Annotated in this window: 15 protein-coding genes; 8 read left to right on the plus strand and 7 right to left on the minus strand. The window is 44.0% G+C overall.

Annotated elements, in window-relative coordinates:
* Positions 1 to 15: 15 nt before the first annotated feature.
* The 5 genes from JMY08_RS10090 to JMY08_RS10110 all read right to left on the minus strand — a co-directional run bounded on the left by JMY08_RS10090 (position 16) and on the right by JMY08_RS10110 (position 6,795).
* Complete coding sequence (locus JMY08_RS10090) at positions 16 to 2,358, minus strand: FdhF/YdeP family oxidoreductase (protein WP_201593150.1); 2,343 nt, start codon at positions 2,356 to 2,358, stop codon at positions 16 to 18.
* A gap of 163 nt (positions 2,359 to 2,521) precedes the next feature.
* A complete protein-coding gene (locus tag JMY08_RS10095; RefSeq protein WP_189580970.1) occupies positions 2,522 to 3,316 on the minus strand; it encodes an ABC transporter ATP-binding protein in 795 nt (264 codons plus the stop codon).
* 72 nt (positions 3,317 to 3,388) lie between these two features.
* Positions 3,389 to 4,288, minus strand: coding sequence for an ABC transporter permease (locus JMY08_RS10100; protein ID WP_194618938.1), 900 nt, complete (start codon positions 4,286 to 4,288; stop codon positions 3,389 to 3,391).
* A gap of 348 nt (positions 4,289 to 4,636) precedes the next feature.
* Positions 4,637 to 5,662, minus strand: a complete 1,026-nt coding sequence (locus tag JMY08_RS10105; protein ID WP_194618937.1) for an ABC transporter substrate-binding protein — start codon at positions 5,660 to 5,662, stop codon at positions 4,637 to 4,639.
* A 92-nt stretch (positions 5,663 to 5,754) separates the two neighbouring features.
* Positions 5,755 to 6,795 (minus strand): ABC transporter substrate-binding protein, encoded by a 1,041-nt coding sequence (locus JMY08_RS10110; protein ID WP_201593152.1) that lies wholly within the window; start codon positions 6,793 to 6,795, stop codon positions 5,755 to 5,757.
* Between the two features lie 487 nt (positions 6,796 to 7,282).
* Here JMY08_RS10110 and JMY08_RS10115 point away from each other — a divergent pair, with 487 nt between their 5' ends.
* Positions 7,283 to 7,684 carry a hypothetical protein gene (locus tag JMY08_RS10115; protein ID WP_201593154.1) on the plus strand — a complete coding sequence of 134 codons (402 nt, stop codon included), beginning with the start codon at positions 7,283 to 7,285 and terminating at the stop codon, positions 7,682 to 7,684.
* A gap of 93 nt (positions 7,685 to 7,777) precedes the next feature.
* Here JMY08_RS10115 and metG read toward each other — a convergent pair whose 3' ends face one another.
* Complete coding sequence (metG, locus tag JMY08_RS10120) at positions 7,778 to 9,871, minus strand: methionine--tRNA ligase (RefSeq protein WP_201593156.1); 2,094 nt, start codon at positions 9,869 to 9,871, stop codon at positions 7,778 to 7,780.
* Positions 9,872 to 10,212: 341 nt separating this feature from the next.
* A complete protein-coding gene (locus tag JMY08_RS10125) occupies positions 10,213 to 11,628 on the minus strand; it encodes a GntP family permease (RefSeq protein WP_201593158.1) in 1,416 nt (471 codons plus the stop codon).
* 402 nt (positions 11,629 to 12,030) lie between these two features.
* Here JMY08_RS10125 and JMY08_RS10130 point away from each other — a divergent pair, with 402 nt between their 5' ends.
* The 7 genes from JMY08_RS10130 to dcd all read left to right on the plus strand — a co-directional run bounded on the left by JMY08_RS10130 (position 12,031) and on the right by dcd (position 18,172).
* Entirely contained in the window at positions 12,031 to 12,744 is a 714-nt protein-coding gene (locus JMY08_RS10130; protein WP_010199924.1) for a CoA transferase subunit A, read from the plus strand.
* A gap of 178 nt (positions 12,745 to 12,922) precedes the next feature.
* Complete coding sequence (locus JMY08_RS10135) at positions 12,923 to 13,552, plus strand: CoA transferase subunit B (RefSeq protein ID WP_201593160.1); 630 nt, start codon at positions 12,923 to 12,925, stop codon at positions 13,550 to 13,552.
* Between the two features lie 57 nt (positions 13,553 to 13,609).
* Positions 13,610 to 14,410, plus strand: coding sequence for a 3-hydroxybutyrate dehydrogenase (locus tag JMY08_RS10140; RefSeq protein WP_201593162.1), 801 nt, complete (start codon positions 13,610 to 13,612; stop codon positions 14,408 to 14,410).
* Positions 14,411 to 14,606: 196 nt separating this feature from the next.
* Positions 14,607 to 15,833: an iron-sulfur cluster carrier protein ApbC gene (apbC, locus tag JMY08_RS10145; RefSeq protein WP_201593164.1), complete on the plus strand. Its 1,227-nt coding sequence runs from the start codon at positions 14,607 to 14,609 to the stop codon at positions 15,831 to 15,833.
* Positions 15,834 to 15,916: 83 nt separating this feature from the next.
* The gene (locus JMY08_RS10150; protein WP_201593166.1) at positions 15,917 to 16,342 is read left to right on the plus strand and encodes a hypothetical protein; all 426 of its coding nucleotides are present in this window, start codon (positions 15,917 to 15,919) and stop codon (positions 16,340 to 16,342) included.
* A 23-nt stretch (positions 16,343 to 16,365) separates the two neighbouring features.
* Complete coding sequence (locus JMY08_RS10155) at positions 16,366 to 17,469, plus strand: DUF2804 domain-containing protein (protein WP_201593168.1); 1,104 nt, start codon at positions 16,366 to 16,368, stop codon at positions 17,467 to 17,469.
* 127 nt (positions 17,470 to 17,596) lie between these two features.
* Positions 17,597 to 18,172 carry a dCTP deaminase gene (gene dcd / locus JMY08_RS10160; protein WP_201593169.1) on the plus strand — a complete coding sequence of 192 codons (576 nt, stop codon included), beginning with the start codon at positions 17,597 to 17,599 and terminating at the stop codon, positions 18,170 to 18,172.
* Positions 18,173 to 18,230 lie beyond the last annotated feature (58 nt).

The following is an 18,230-nucleotide window of genomic DNA, read 5'->3' on the forward strand; positions in this document are numbered from 1 at the left end:
TCTTGCACACGTTTATTAGGCAGAAACCGCCAGCTCGCCTGCATTGACGCGCTCTAAGACGACGGTAACAGACTTGTAGGCGGGAATGTGAGAGTCTGGCGCATGTGTGTCCAAATCAAACAAGTCATTACATTCAGGATAGTAGGTAGCCACGGCGTTGGCAGCGATATCCATGTCGGTAAGTACCAAAGGCCCCAATGTGCGTTGCTCACCATGGCTGTCTTGACGCGACACCATAACATTGTCGCCTTTTTGCCATCCCAATCGTGTCATTTCATCAGGATGCATAAACAAAACATCACGGCGATTGGTCTGACGATAACGGTCTTGATAGCCAAATATCATGGTATTGAATTGATCATGGCTCCGTACACTGGTCAGTTGCCAGACTTTTTGCCCCGAGTGTTGACTGTCATTAGTATTTTGGGCGTTTTGGGCATCAATTTTAAACGCCGATGTCTTTTCTGCCATCTGGCTTGCGACATAAGTAATTGGATACTTTGGTACTTCAAACTGCGCTTTGCCGCTATCGGTATTCCATACGCGATGACGCGCCGCATGATATAAATGAAAGCCGCGCTCAGACTCACGGATACGCACGTTAAAGTTCTCAAATCCATCGATAGCTTGGGCGATATAATCACGAATCAAGTCGAAGTCTTCTCCCATCGCTTGCCAAGGAATGGACGAGTCAGAGCCGAACATCTGGGTCGCAATATCGGCGACTATCTGTGCTTCAGATTTTAGCGTATTACTAATGGGCTTGAGGCTACCTTGAGTCGGTACTATTTGACACATCGAGTCTTCAATCGTAGCGAACTGCTCACCTTTAGCAGTGACTAAGTGTTCGGTACGACCAATACAAGGTAAAATGAGATTGTTTTCACCCGGATACAGCATGGTTTCGTTTAGTTTGGTGCCAACAAAGACGTTAAGCTTGTTTTTGGTTAATGCCTGTTGGATGTTATTTGAGTCAGGCGCTGCAACCGAGTAGTTGCCGCCCATGCTAAAGAAAGCTTTGATATCACCTTGTATCATCGCTTTTGCCCCTGCAACGACATCAAGACCGTTGTCTTGTGGCATTGGGTGCTCGAACACACGTTCTAAGCTATCAAGTAAGCTTTGCTTAGGACGCTCATGGATACCCATGGTGCGATCGCCCTGTACGTTGGAGTGACCTCGCACAGGTGACGCACCTGCACCGTCGATACCTATCATACCCATCAGCAATAGCAAATTGGTAATCATAGCGACGTTGTCATCGCCCTGTACATGCTGGGTGATGCCCATGCCCCAAGTGCAAATAGTCGCTGGACTGTCTGCTACGAGCTTAGCAAGATTGATAATTTCTGCTTGAGAAATGCCGCAACCAAGCTGAATATCTGCCCATGATTGCTCGGTCAACCATCGTTTCAATGGCTCAAAACCTGAGGTATGGGTGGTAATAAAATCAGTATTAATTTTATCATTCTCAATCAGCCATTTAGCCAGACCCGTCAGTAGAGCCGCATCGCCACCGATTTGAATTTGAACGACCTCATCGACCATGTCATCGCTCTGTCCTGCTGCCATATGTGTCGGTTTTTGCGGGTTTCTGAATTTACTTAAGCCTTGTTCGCGCATAGGATTGATCGAGATAATTCGGCATCCTTGCTCGTGAGAGTGGGCAAGCATCTCAAGCATACGAGGATGATTGGTCGCTGGATTTTGGCCGAACATCAGTATCAATTTAGCTTGCTCAAAATCTTCTAACTTCACCGTCGCTTTGCCGATGCCTAATTGCTTGCCAAGCATGACCGAGGTTGGTTCGTGACACATGTTAGAGCAGTCTGGTAGGTTGTTGGTACCGAAACAGCGGACGAATAATTGAAATAAAAATGCAGGCTCATTAGTGACACGGCCTGAAGTATAGAACAATGCTTCGTCAGGCGAATTAAGCTGTCCCAACTGCTCAGCGACATGCTCATAAGCGGCCTGCCAAGAAATAGGTAGATAATGATCCTGCACAGCATCGTAGTATAGCGGTTCGGATAATCGACCAATATGTTCTAGCTCATACCCTGACCAACCTTGTAGCTCAGTGACAGTATGGTCTAAAAAGAATTTAGCGTCCGCCTTTGTGGTCATCGTTTCACTTGCCAGTACTTTGATACCATTTTCACAGACATCAAGCATTTTATGCGATTTATGATCAGGCCATGCGCAACCCGGACAATCAAAGCCGCCTTGAGGTTGGTTACTTTTGAAGACGCTGACACTGCCACGCAAAAAAGTTTGATAGTCCATCAGTTTACGAGTGGAGGAAATTAGAGCAGGCCAACCAGCAGCAGGGTGAGTATAAACAGGAATTTTGCGCATGACAGACCTCATAGATAAATAATGATAAGTGGGTACTGATATATAACAACTATATAGTGACTAATGAAAAGTTTGTACAAGCATTAACTATAGATAACAAAAAACGCCTGCTATGGAACAGGCGTTTTCTATTTTTCAGCTTAGATTTATTTAACTGAATTCTTTAACTCAAAATCAAGCTGTCATCTTCCACTTTCTCACCGCGCGTTTGCTCAAACATATCGAGCAAATCATGCACCGTCATACCCTGACGCTTATCTCCTGCCACATCTAGCACCACTTGTCCTTGATGTAGCATGACAGTTCTAGTGCCATGTGCCAAGGCTTGCTGCATCGAGTGCGTGACCATCATGGTGGTCAGTTTATTATCCGTGACGATTTTATCGGTCAGCTCTAACACAAAGGCGGCTGTCTTAGGGTCAAGGGCGGCAGTATGCTCATCAAGCAAAAGTATCTTGGATGGCTGTAGTGAGGCCATGAGTAAGCTTACCGCTTGGCGTTGGCCACCAGATAATAGCCCCATACGATCCGTTAGACGATTCTCTAATCCAAGCTTGAGAACAGCCAGCTTTTCTCGAAACAGTTCACGGTTATTTGGGTTTAATGCAAAACTCAAACCGCGTTTACCACCGCGCTTATAGGCCAACGCCATGTTTTCTTCAATGGTTAATGCTTCACACGTACCAGCCATCGGGTCTTGAAAGACACGAGCTACCCAATGAGCACGTTGATGAGCCGTTTTTTTGGTGACATCAATGCCATTGAGCAGAATTGAGCCGCTATCCACACGTGTCGTACCACTTACTGCATTTAAAAAAGTCGATTTCCCCGCGCCATTGGTACCGATAACGGTGACAAATTCACCGTCAGCGATGTTCAAATTAATACCACGCAGGGCAGGGTTTTCGATGGGTGTGCCGGGGTTAAAGGTCAACCGCAAATCTGTGGCTTGCATCATAATCGTTATTCCTTATATTTGCGTCAAGCTTGGCGGATGGTTATCGCCTATCACCGCTTTAGTAGTTTGATATTAAGCCCGTACTTTACGACTTAAAAACTTGGTTTTGGCTTTTGGTAACACCAATGCGAACACCACCAGCAGGGCAGTAATCAAGTTCAAATCTTGCGGGCCAAAGCCAATACTACGCAATGTGTCGCTTGATAGTGCCACTTGAATAAATAGTTTATAAAGGATGGCACCAATAATCACGGCAACGGTAATCAACCAAATGCGTTTGGCAGGAATAATCGTTTCACCGATGATGACGGCTGCTAAACCAATAACAATCGTACCAATACCAATAGAGATATCCGCGCCGCCCTGAGTCTGGACGAATAGCGCCCCTGCAAGAGCAATCAAACCATTGGAGACGGCCATACCGATGATGGTCATCCATGAAGTATTGATACCTTGTGCCTGTGCCATGCGCAAGTTAGAGCCAGTCGCACGCATGGACAGTCCAGTTTCGGTATTATAAAACCAATCCAGCAACAACTTTGCAGCGATAACGACCACGCCAATAATTAAGCAGCGCATCCAGTAGCCATTACCATCGGTGACTAGCGTACTGAATACGGTAGTTTCACCCAGTAGCGGCAAATTTGGTGCGCCCATAATACGTAGGTTGACTGAATATAGTGCCACCATGACCAAAATACTGGCCAATAACTGCAATATACCAAGCTTTACATGCAGCCATGCGGTGACAATACCAGCGACCGAGCCGGCCAGCATACCAAAGGCACATGCCAGCCAAGGATTGACACCAGCAACGATAGAGATACCAGCGACTGCGCCCCCTAATGGAAAACTACCGTCTGCCGTTAAGTCGGGAAAGTCGAGAGTACGAAATGAGATAAGTACGCCAAGTGCGACGAGGCCGTAAATCAGACCACTTTCAAGTGCACCAAAAAAAGCAATTAAAGACATAAGGTATCAGTAAGTCATAATCAAGCGTTTAGCGATTATTATCATAGATAAACAGGCAAGCAGCAATGAATAGTGCTTTCTATAATCTAGAGTAATCTAAACGGCTAAGCGGTGAATTTAACAGATTAAGCAATCTGCGGTTAGGGTAAACCAAAACATCTTCCTATGAGGAATGAGCATAAAATACCTTGGTTCGAAATTCGGTTTTAATGCTTATATCACATTAAAAATAACCCAGCTCATATACCAGTAGCTGGGTTATTTTTATACTGAAATAATAGCAGTAAACACAAACGACAATCTATAATTAATATCATCGTTTGACTCGATGCTTATATTCAGAGGACGCTATTCTACCACTTCTTTTGCTTTATCAATAACGGCTTGTGGCAATGTGATGCCTTCCGCTTTAGCATTTTTTGGACTGACATATAAATCAAGCGCTTGCGGTGTATAAACAGGAATATCACCTGCTTTTTCGCCATTCAAAATACGCACCACAATTTTACCGGTTTCGCGACCAAGGGCATAATAGTCAACGCCTAATGCAGCAATAGCACCACGTGCAACAGAGCTGGTGTCTGAAGCAACCAGCGGGATTTTGCTTTCTTTGGCGACTTGGAACAGCGACTCGTAAGCAGAGACCACGTTATTATCGGTTGACGTGTAAATCATATCAACCTTGCCAGCTAAGCTACGTGCTGCCATGGCAATATCCGTACTGCGCTGAGCAGGTGCTTCGTGTACCGTGATGCCCATTGGGGTCAGTTTTTCTTTTAGATTTTTTAGGATGATGGTCGAGTTCACTTCACCTGGGCTATAAACATAGCCCACATTTTTCAAACTTGGAATGATTTGGCGCATCAATTCAATTTGTGGCTCATAAGGGAGCGCATCAGAACCGCCAGTCACATTGGTGCCAGAACCATCAAGCTTTGATACCAGTTTGGCTTCTACTGGGTCAGTCACCGCAGAGAATACCAAAGGAATAGTGCTGGTAGCTGCCGCAACCGACTGCGCTGATGGCGTACCAATGGCAACGATAACGTCTGAGTTGTCTGCAACAAATTGCTTGGCAATCTGCCCAGCTGTTGCCGTGTTACCCTGTGCGCTCTGGAAATTAACAGTTAAGTTTTCACCTTCTGTAAAGCCTGCTTCCGCGAGCTCTTCGATAACGCCTTTACGCACGTCATCAAGGGCTGGATGCTCAACGATCGCCGTAATGGCAACCGTTTTCATAGCGGTAGCAGCATCGCCAGTGGCGGCGCCATCATTAGCTGTGGTGTCTTCTGCTGACTGGCTACAACCGGTCAAAATAGCGGTACAAACGCCGCCCCATAGTAAGGCTTTAGCAAAACGATTCTGATACAACATGGGTGTTACTCCTAAAAATAATAATGTGTCCATACATAAATAATTAACGTACTTATTAAGCGTTTACTGCTGGTTGATGCTCTTATTGCTGGCTACTTATTACCGGTTTTTGCTTTAGTATCAACATCGACAGCGTTTTTCATCATCTCTGCTGATAGGCTAACACCTTGTGCTTTGGCATGTTTGGGGCTGACATATAAAGTCAGATCATTCATTACCTCAGGCTTGATGGTGCTAACAGCCTCGCCATTTAAAATTCTATAAACCATTTTTCCGGTCTTGCGACCAAAGTCATAGTCATTAACGCCTAAAGCAGCAGTCGCCCCGCGCTGAACGCTAAACTCATCAGAGGCCACAATCGGCATTTTTAGCTCATTTGCTGCTTGTGTCATGGCTTCAAAAGCAGACGCTACGTTATTGTCCATTGATGTATAGATGATATCCGCGCGTCCTTGTAAGCTACGCGTCGCCATACCAATATCAGTTGGACGGTTGGCAGGTATATCTAAAATAGACAAGCCACGTGTTGGCAAGATTTCTTTTAGCCTGTCACGCAGTGCTACTGAGTTGGCTTCACCAGGGCTATACACATAACCGATGGTTTTGGCATTGGGTTTGATTTTTTGCAATAAGTCAATTTGTGGCTCTAATGGCAACTGGCTTGACAGTCCGGTCAAGTTATCTTGAAACGGAGTGCCATCTGCATTGATGAGCTTGGCTGCAAGTGGGTCTGAAACCGCCGTATATACAATTGGCACGCTTGTGGTGGATGCCACAACCGATTGTGCTGACGGGGTAGAGATAGCCACGATAGCATCTGGATTGTCTCCTGCGAACTGCTTGGCGATTTGTCCAGCAGTTGCCGTGTTTCCTTGCGCGCTTTGGAAGTTAATAGTCAGATTCTGGCCTTCGATATAACCATTATCTGCCAGTTCATCAATGATGCCGCGGCGCATATCATCTAGCGATGGATGCTCAACAATCTGTGTGATGGCCAGCGTTTTGGCTGGTTTATCTGTCGTTGTCGTGCTATCAGTAGTTGCCGTATCGTCAGTGTTTGAGCAGCCGATTAGGCCGAGCGTACTGATGGCAATGCTGCATAGGCTTAGGCGTAGAGTAGAAGCAATGGTCATTATTAGTCTGGCTCATAGGTTAGAGAGTGCAGGTCAGCCGAATGACAGCAGTATCAGTTCTGTAATATCAGTTCTGTGATGTCAATTCTGCGATAGTAGGCTAACATTGAGGTGATCGATTCCTTGATCATGATGGCTATATTATGACAGCAATGTAACTTATCGCAATAAAAAATTAATTTGCGTTTGTTATGGTGATAGATAGAATGAAAATCATAACTTTTTTTTGATATTTTAGAGATTGCCATAAGAAAAAGATGCCACTAAGGACATTTTTTTGTTCAATAGAATTACAATTAAAAAGCCTACACGCTAGCAACGCACCTATTACGAACTCATTTTATAATTAACGTAAGCTAATTTTGATACGAGAATTATTGTGAGTCTAAAATTTTTACCATTCCATTACTATGCTGGCGTGGTGAATGTACAGCACACTCTAATATCTCCTTAAGTTTTTTCGAATGAATATTTTAAGGATAACAATATGAACACTGCTAATTTTAAATTATTAGCCATTGCCGGTATCACGGCTACTTCATTGATTGGCTTGCCTGCTATGGCAAAAGACAATCATGGAAATGGTAACGGTAATGGGCACGGAAACGCCAAGGGTAACTCTGCTCATATTAGTAAAGATTACAAGCATAGTGGCAATGCTAAACCAAATATCAACGCTTATCGCAATGCTAGCTCGAATGCCTCATTTAAGCGTGATCTCGATAAATATGGTTACAGAGTAGTCGGCAATATTGATAGAAGAGATTATGATCGTTCTGTCGTTTTAGACCGTTATGATGACCGTTACGTCCGTCTTCGCACCCCAGAAAACAATATTGTGACGGTGATTAATGATACGTTGCAGATCATCGATGTTTTAACCAGATAAATATAAGATTCGATTTTTAACCATTTTATAAATCAACCATAAAAAAGATGCCTCTAGGGCATCTTTTTTATTTTTTACTACTAAAAATCACCGTTAAGCAAGCACATCACCGACGATACAAGCATCAGGCAAGGTAACGACTGTTAAGCCTGTCTTTGGATCACCAGTCGATAATACCATGCCTTCTGAGATTCCAAATTTCATCTTGCGCGGGGCAAGGTTGGTCACGCAAATGACCTTTTTATTAACCAATTGTTCAGGCTCATAAAACTTACGGATACCGCTAAATACGTTGCGTGGCTTGTCTTCGCCAACATCTAAGGTGAACTGTAAAAGCTTGTCCGCACCTTCAACATGGTTACACTCTAAAACGTGAGCCACTTTCATTTCAACTTTAGAGAAATCGTCAATACCAATATAGTCAGTTTGTTCAGCATCCGCATCTGTTGCAGGTGTTTTATCCTTTGCGGCAGGCTTGTTACTTTCAGTCGCGGCAGGAGCGTCTGCTTGAGCTAATGATGCTTTAGAATCTTCAACCATCGCAGCAACATCTTTTTCTTCGATACGCTGCATGAGTGGTTTGAATTTATTGATTTTGTGACCCAGCAACCATTGGTTACGGCTTGCGAAGTCTAAGCTATCAATGTTCAAAAACTCTTTTGCATTGGCAGTCAGTTCAGGCAAGACAGGAGCAAGATAAACCATTAACTGACGGAAGATATTAATGGCTACCGAGCAGACATCTTGAACTTCTTGCTCTTTGCCTTCAACTTTGGCCAGTGACCATGGCTTTTTGTCATCAATGTATTCATTAGCCTTGTCTGCACACTGCATGATCAAGCGCATGGCACGTGAGAATTCACGATTCTCGTAGGCAGCAGCAATCTCATCACCCGTTTTGGTGATATCTTCTAATAATGCCGATTCTACGCAAACTTCTGACAGCATACCGTCGTATTTTTTCACCAAAAATCCAGCGCTACGACTGGCGATATTGACGACTTTACCAACCAAGTCAGAATTGACCTTTTGCATAAAGTCTTCTAAATCTAAGTTAATGTCTTCAACTTTGTCAGACAGTTTGCTGGCAAAGTAATAACGCAAGTATTCAGGATGCAAATGCTCAGCATAGGTTTCGGCTTTAATAAAGGTGCCGCGTGACTTGCTCATCTTTTCGCCATTGACCATCAAGAAGCCGTGGGCAAAGACGCCAGTCGGCGTACGTAATTCGCTACCAGCTAGCATCGCTGGCCAAAATAGGGCATGGAAGTAAACGATGTCTTTACCAATGAAGTGATAAACCTCAGTTTTGTGCTCGTTTTCCTGCATCCAATAACGGTCAAAATCAAGCGCGTTATCAGTACCTGCACGTTTGTCACACAGGTTTTTAAAGCTTGCCATGTAGCCAACTGGCGCATCTAGCCATACATAAAAATATTTGTCTGGCTCATCGCTTGGCGTATCTGGAATTTGGAAACCAAAATAGGGCGCATCACGTGAGATATCCCAAGTGGCTAAACCGGCTTCAAACCATTCTTGTAGCTTGTTGGCGACAGAGGTTTGCAAACGGTTATCGCTGCGTGTCCAATCTTTTAAGAACTGCTCAAACTCTGGCAAATTAAAGAAATAATGCTTAGAGGTTTTGAGCACAGGTGTCGCGCCCGATAGCGTAGACTGTGGGTCTTTAAGTTCGGTGGCATTGTATGTGGTGCCACATACTTCACAGTTGTCACCGTATTGGTCAGCTGATCCGCATTCAGGGCAAGTGCCTTTGACAAAGCGATCGGCCAAAAACAATTGCTTTTCGGGATCAAAAAGCTGCTCGACATCTTTAGTGCTGATATGCCCAGCGCTATTAAGACGACGATAAATCAGCTCAGAGAAATGTTTGTTTTCTTCTGAATGGGTTGAATGATAATTATCAAAATCAATCAAAAATTTACTAAAATCGGCCTCATGTGAAGCTTTAACTGTCGCAATCTGCTCTTCTGGTGTGATGCCGTTATCTTGAGCTTTGAGCATGATCGCCGTACCGTGTGCATCATCCGCGCAGACATAGGTAACCTGATGACCTTGCGCTTTCATGGCACGTACCCAAATGTCGGTCTGAATATATTCTACAAGATGCCCCAAATGGATATAGCCATTGGCGTAGGGCAGCGCACTGGTTACTAGAATCTCACGCACAAAATCACCTATATTTTTATAAAAACGGGTTAGTTATCGAACATCTCAAGCAGTTCATCGCTCTTCGATGCGATGTTATTAATACTAAAAATAATAAAAATTCAAAAAGTGTGCCTATGATACCGTAATTCAGATAAATTTGTGATATTCCTTAGTAATTACTTATCGTTTGTCAAGCATCTGTCAGCCATAAACAATAGGCTTGCGCCATATTTGATAGTTATAGAATGGTTATAGAGCAGCCACAAAAAACCCACCAAGCATTTTGCCAAGTGGGTTTTTTATTTATCCATTATTCGCTTAGATACCAGTAGTCAGTAATAGTAAATAACTAAGCTAGCTTAGAATGAGCCAAACATGGTACCTAAGGTAATAACAGCAACCACAGCCACTAATGGAATGACCATCGTAACCATGGCTAAGTTTAAGTAAGACTGCTTGTGGGTCAAACCACAAATAGCGAGTAAAGTAATGACCGCGCCGCTGTGTGGCAGCGTATCTAAACCACCCGCTGCCATAACGGCCACACGGTGCATTAGTTCAGGGTCGATACCAGCATTGACGGCCATTCTGAGATAATCTTCACCCAAAGTGGATAGAGCAATACTCAAACCACCAGACGATGAACCCGTAATACCTGCCAGCGTGGTCATTGCGACCGCTTCTGAGATGAGTGGGTTTTCAGGGCTTAGGTTTAGGATGCTATCACGAATGATAAGGAAGCCTGCCAATGAGGCGATGACCGCACCATAACCGACTTCTGATGCCGTGTTAAAAATCGGCAACATAGAATCGTAAGTACCACGGTTAATGGTTTTCTGTAGATTGTTCCAATGTCCGATACGTAGCAAGATTAATACCACACAAGCCACAACCAATGACAGGATAATTGACCATAATCCGAGTGAGCCTGCGATATTTAAGTCAGGAAACTGTGTCTGTAGAGCGCTAAAGTCCATCGATGGAAAGATAGCGTACGTCAATACAGCGTTTAAACCGATGACCAATATCAGAGGAATCATCGCAATGGTAAATGAGGTGTGATGCGTATTTAATGCTTCAGCTTCTTTTGCAGTCGCACCAACGCCGCCCACATCTTCATCATCATGCTGACCATAGCCTTCGCCCGCTGCATTCGCTTTTTTGGCACGTGATTGCAACCACAACCAACCACAAATAAACATGATCGTACCGCCGATAATACCCAAAATAGGCGCAGCAAATACGTTGGTATTGTAATAAGGGATTGGAATAGCGTTCTGAATGGCTGGCGTGCCCGGTAATGCAGTCATGGTAAAGGTAAATGACCCTAAAGCAATCGCTGCTGGAATTAAGCGTTTCGGAATATCAGCGGCTTTAAACAAGTCTTTGGCGATTGGATAAATGGCAAATGCCACGACAAATAATGACACACCGCCGTAGGTCAAAATGGCACAGACCAAAATCACAGCAAGAATGGCTTTGCTGGCACCGAGCTTTTCGACGACCGTATTGGCAATGGCTGTTGCCGCGCCAGAATCAGCCATCAAACGCCCGAATAGTGCGCCTAGCAAGAATATAGGGAAGAACTTGAGTAAGAATCCACTTAACGCGCCCATAAAAACATCGGTATAAGCGGGGATGGTGCTTAAGAAGTCACCTGACAGTAAGACTGCTAGTGTCGCCATAATCGGTGCTAAGATCAGCACAGAATAACCGCGATAAGCAAAAAACATGAGTAATAATAGAGTAATGACAATAGCAAGTGTACTAAACATGATGGCCCTCCTTGGCAAAATTAAGGTAGCGAGTATTTAGAGTCTATCAATAGGAGTCAATGGTAAAATTCAGCAGTACAGCATGGTCAATGGTTGTTATGTCATGCACATTTGTACTGATGAAGTGTTGACAGGCGATACACTCAGCGACTGCGCTATTCCTTACGGTTTCTGACTTATGGATATCCTCTAGTCGCTATGAGAATAATGTGCTAAGTTAGCATAAGTGTTTTATATATGATATACCGATATATAATGTATTACTTTAAATGATGATTCTTATGATTTTGAATGTTAAGGGGTGTTCTCATTTTTATCACCATTTTTAAAATGAGGACACGCCCTAGTAACGCTGCATAAGTAACGCTGCATATAAAATATTAAATAAAAAAGGAGTTTAGTATGAGTCAATCAAAAGTATATAGTAGTGCCGAAGAGGCGCTAAAAGGCATCGTTAGTGATGGACAAACCCTTGCTATCGGCGGCTTTGGTCTGTGTGGTATTCCTGAAGCATTAATCGAAGCTCTGCGTGATAGTGGAGTGAAGGATCTAACTTGTATCAGTAATAACGCAGGTGTCGATGACTTTGGTCTTGGTCTGTTACTACAAACTCGCCAAATCAAAAAAATGATTTCCTCTTATGTGGGTGAAAACAAAGAGTTTGAGCGTCAATACTTGGCAGGTGAGTTAGAAGTTGAGCTGACCCCGCAAGGAACGTTGGCTGAAAAGCTACGTTCGGGCGGCGCAGGTATTCCTGCATTCTACACAGCAACTGGTGTCGGCACACTGGTAGCTGAAGGTAAAGAAACACGTGATTTTGATGGTCGCACTTATGTGCTTGAGCATACATTGCGTGCTGATGTGTCATTAATCAAAGCGCAAAAAGCGGATAAATCGGGCAACTTAATGTTTAACAAAACTGCCCGTAACTTCAATCCAGACTGCGCTATGGCAGGCAAAATTACCATTGTCGAAGTAGAAGAGATTGTAGAGACTGGCACGTTCGATCCTGATGAAGTGCATCTGCCTGGTATCTTTGTGCAGCGTATTGTATTAAATAACAGCCCTGAAAAGCGTATCGAAAAGACGACAATCAAGGCAGCCGAAGGCGCTTAATTGATAGCGTTATCGAAATATTTCTAAAAGATGACATTAATAATAAAATATTGTAATACCATTTCCGAAAATTGGAGTAGCAAGGAAAACGAGTGAAAGTGCTACATTTAGTAGACTCAGCGAGTTTGACACCGCTAATCATATTTTTTGGGGTGGTTATAAAAATAAGGAAGTTACCATGGCATGGACAAGAGAGCAGATGGCACAGCGTGCCGCAAAAGAACTAAAAGATGGCTATTACGTAAATTTAGGTATTGGTCTACCAACCCTAGTTGCCAATTATATTCCTGAAGATGTGGATGTCTGGCTACAGTCAGAAAACGGCCTGCTAGGTATTGGCGAGTTTCCAACGGCAGACAATGTCGATGCTGATTTGATTAACGCTGGCAAGCAAACAGTGACCGCAGAACCAGGCGCCAGTTATTTTGGTAGTTCAGAGTCGTTTGCGATGATTCGTGGCGGTCATGTCAATTTGGCGATATTGGGCGCGATGGAAGTCTCAGAAAAAGGGGATTTGGCCAACTGGATGATTCCCAAAAAGATGGTCAAAGGCATGGGCGGTGCGATGGATCTAGTCGCTGGCGTGCAGCGAGTCATTGTGTTGATGGAGCAAGTCAACAAACACGGAGAACCAAAAATCCTTGCCAATTGTGAGCTACCATTAACGGGTAAAGGGGTCGTTGACCGTATCATTACTGAGCTTGCGGTACTCGATGTGACTGACAGTGGCTTGAAGTTAGTCGAGCTGGCAGACGGGGTCAGCTTCGAAGAACTCCAAGAAAAAACGCCAGTGAGTATTGCCCAATAAGTAAGCATTGCCCAATAATAGTATTCAGAAAAGCTATGTAATGAAAGGATATAAAAGATGGCGACTCAATTACAGCATGATTTGACAGGGAAGGTAGCGTTGGTCACTGGCTCTGCAAGTGGTATCGGTCGTGACATCGCTGAAACTTATGCAAAAGCAGGCGCTGCGGTTGGTATTGCAGATATTAATCTTGAAGCAGCGCAGAAAACAGTTGATGCTATCGAAGCGGCTGGTGGGCGCGCATTGGCAATTGCCATGGATGTTACTTCAGAGGATGCGGTAAACGACGGTGTGCAGCAGCTAGTCGATACCTTTGGTGGGATTGATATTCTCGTCTCCAATGCTGGTATTCAAATCATCGACCCAATCAATAAAATGGCATTTGATGACTGGAAAAAAATGCTCGCTATTCATCTAGACGGGGCATTTTTGACCACCAAAGCTGCCATACAGCATATGTACAAAGACGATAAAGGCGGTACGGTCATCTATATGGGTTCTGTGCATTCGCATGAAGCATCAATGTTTAAAGCACCATATGTGACTGCCAAGCATGGTTTACTTGGACTGTGCCGAGTATTGGCAAAAGAAGGTGCCGAGCACAATGTGCGCGCGCATGTGATTTGTCCTGGATTTGTCAAAACGCCATTGGTCGAAAAACAAATCCCGCAACAAGCGGCTGAAAAAGGCATCAGCGAAGAATCCGTAGTGAATGATATTATGTTGGTCAATACTGTCGACAAAGAATTCACGACGGTCGAAGACATTGCTCAGTTGGCACTATTTTTAGCAGCATTCCCAAGCAATGTATTTACGGGTCAGTCTATCGTTGCCAGTCATGGTTGGTTTATGAATTAATATACATATATAACTATGTAAACCACAACGTCAGTCCTACTGGCGTTGTGGTTTTTTTATGCTTCCAATTCAGCTACACTGTCATCATAAAAGGTTTGGCTAACATGCTCATGAGCTATATTGTTGACGCTATTTACGACAGTATTCACTGAGTTTTTACCATACCTAACCACTTGTATAGGCAGTAACGGTCACTATGTTTAACTTTATGAAGAAAACCTCTACTAAAAAACCAGAAACACCAGAGCAGCGGGCAGAGCGCGATAGTGCTGTGGACAAGGTACTGCTTGGTTACGAAGTAGGTACCATTAGCATTGCCACCATGGTCACAGGACTTGAGCGCGATGGCGATCAGCTTACCTTAGATTTGCGTCTTCCCGTAAATAGTAACCCTGAAATCATCCAACAAGAGCTTGGGCAGCTGCTACATCCGCACGGTATCAAAGCGATTCACATGAATGTCCGTCTACCAGCGCCAGCGAAAGGTACAGGATCAAGCTTACCGAAGGCAATGCCCAAGACCACCAATGCAATGGACAGCCAAAGCCAGTCGTCAGAAACGACTGGTAGTAAGACAACTGATGCCGAACCGCCGATTACCAAAGCCGCACCGACACAAGCATCATTGACAGCGCATCCGCGTATTCGTCATATTATCGTGGTAGCGTCGGGTAAAGGCGGTGTTGGTAAATCAACCACTACTGTCAATATCGCCTTGGCATTACAAAAGCTCGGCAACCGTGTTGGCGTGCTCGATGCCGATATCTACGGCCCTAGTATGCCAACCATGCTGGGCGTCGATAATGTCAGACCTGAGCTAGAGAATGAGCAGTTTGTTCCTATCAATGCGCATGGCATGGCAATGCTATCGATTGGTAGCTTGCTCGACGGTGACAATACGCCTGTCGCGTGGCGCGGACCAAAGGCTACTGGTGCCTTGATGCAGCTGTATAACCAAACCAATTGGCCGCAGCTAGATTACTTAGTAATTGATATGCCACCGGGTACGGGCGATATTCAGCTCACGCTAGCTCAGCGCATTCCCGTAACGGGTGCCGTGATTGTGACGACGCCGCAGCATATTGCCTTACTTGATGCGCAGAAAGGCGTTGAGATGTTTAACAAAACCAATATACCAGTGCTTGGCGTGGTCGAAAACATGGCGCTGCATACATGTAGCAACTGTAATCATACCGAAGCTATCTTTGGTATGGGTGGCGGCGAAAAAATCGCTGAGCAATATCAGGTGCCGCTATTAGGTCAGTTGCCATTGGCGAGCGGTATTCGTGCACAAGTGGATAAAGGTGAGCCAAGTGTCTTAGCCGATGATGAATTTGCACCTTACTATATGAGCATTGCTAAAAATATCGAAGCCAATATTAATAAATTTGCCAAGCCTGTCGATGATAAGCGTATTTTTTAATGGTTTTTAATGGCTTCTAGTAATAGTTAAATAGCCTAAGTAAGTAAAGCTTGAAGGGCTTAGATTTTTAAAAAGGGAATATTGTGAGCTTATCGATTTATCAACGTCATTTAGACAATATTCCCAAACAATATAGGTTACTGAAATTATTCCGCCCACCGATATATGTGATTGAACTCTCAAACAATCAATTGATTGCCGTTTGCTACTATAAAGATGGGAGTAGCAAACGCTATGAAGTCCATGCTGATTTTAGCAATCGCCGAATGGTGATTGCCGATTTTTTTAAAGCATTACAGGCGATGACTGATCTACTGCTTAAATTTCCCAAACATCCATTTGGCATAAATGGTTTTGCCGTAGTCAATGTAACTGAAGAGCTGGCAGATGGATTGACGTCGATAGAGATTAAAGCGGTGAGAGAGGCAATTTGGGCAGCGTCAAGACAGGCAAAAAGAAGCGTTATAAGTACCGCAGTCAGCTACCAAGGACAGGTAGTTTCTCAATGAACTATGGCTAGGATGCCTTAATCATGAATCAAAGTCGCAACGACCAAAACCAACAACACTTATCCACCCGCATGAAGCCAGTTATTCTCAATGAGCTTATTCAAAACGGTCAGCCTACTTTTGGCATCTTTGCTCACGTCAAAAATATCAATTATTTGGACTATCACAGCCATCTTATCTCACAAAAAACCTTACCAAATTGGCGCAAAGAATTAAAGGCCAACCAATTCTGCTTTATCCAAATTATTCAGCCACCTTATCGAATCTGTCTAGCATTGGCGACGATTAAGCTGGCAACCAGTGCTTTTGTTTATCTTTACAACGATGAGACGGATGAGTTGGAGGTTTGTGAAGCATTGCAGCCGTTGACTCGTCATACGTTATTGGAAGGTGATTGTCATCAAGGGCAAATGGCGTTTGTCCATGCGAATTTAACCGTGACATTAGATTTTATGCCTTCACAAGTTAAGGTGGCGCTGGACAGTCAATATATCGCATTACATGCGACACTGGCGCGGCAAGCGCAGCCACTGGCTATATGCACACCAACTGGCAGGCGTGGCTGGACGTTTACGCAAAAAGAGCCATTAACAGCCATATCTGGTCATTTGCTTATTAAAGCCAATTCAAAATTTAATACGGGTGCTCAAGCCAAACAAATCCACTTTTCCAAAACGACTATCGCCAATTTAGATTGGACGCTTGGCTATATGCGTCACAAGACCAATTGGTTCTGGACCTGTATTAACAGCTATTTACCCGATGGTCGTCATTTTACGTTGAACTTGTCGATGGGCGTCAATGAAACAGGGGTTAGCGAAAATGCGTGCTGGCTGGCTGGGCAGATTTATTATCTACCACCAGTGCTATTTATACGTAAAGATTGGGATACATCCGTGCAAAATACTTGGCGTGTCTATCATCAAAATCTAGGCTGGAGCAACGTGGATATTGACTTAACCTTTACACCGATGACCGTTTATAAGAAGACGGATAACTTTGGTGTGCTTGCCAGTATCTTTGAGCAATGGCTTGGCTTTTATAGTGGTGAGATTCGCATCAAAGATGAGGTGATTAAGCTTGATAAGGTGATGGGCTTAGCAGAAGATCACTTTGCCAAATGGTAGATTGTAAAATATAGGTTGATGATAATTAGGCTATTGGACGTATTAATTTTAAAGTCGCCATCGCTCTATAAATTGAGCCCTCAATTCCGTATAATCGTCGCTATTCAATATTTGCTAAGGAACAACAATGTCTATCAAATCTGACCGCTGGATTCGTAAAATGGCCGAAGAACATGGCATGATTGAGCCATTTGAAGCGGGTCAAGTACGATTTAATGATGCAGGCGAGCGTTTGGTCAGCTACGGTACGTCAAGCTATGGCTATGATGTGCGCTGTGCCCCTGAGTTTAAAGTCTTCACCAACGTGCATTCAGTCGTCGTTGATCCTAAAAACTTCGATGAAAAAAGTTTTATTGATATCGTCGGTGATGAGTGCATCATTCCGCCCAACTCATTTGCGCTAGCACGCACCATGGAATATTTCCGTATTCCACGTGACATATTAACGATTTGCCTGGGTAAATCAACGTATGCCCGTTGCGGAATTATCGTCAATGTTACGCCGCTTGAGCCTGAGTGGGAAGGGCATGTGACTTTAGAATTTAGTAATACCACCAATTTGCCAGCGCGTATTTATGCGGGTGAAGGCGTGGCACAGATGCTGTTTTTCCAAAGTGATGCTGATGACGTATGTGAAACCAGCTATAAAGATCGCGGTGGTAAATATCAAGGCCAGCGTGGTGTGACTTTACCAAGAACCTAAGCGTCAAAAACCCAAGCGCCAAAAACCTAAGCGTTTTAAAAGCCGTTACACTTTTAGA

Origin of the sequence: Psychrobacter sp. Pi2-51 (assembly GCF_904846665.1) — a bacterium.
Taxonomy (GTDB): domain Bacteria; phylum Pseudomonadota; class Gammaproteobacteria; order Pseudomonadales; family Moraxellaceae; genus Psychrobacter; species Psychrobacter glaciei.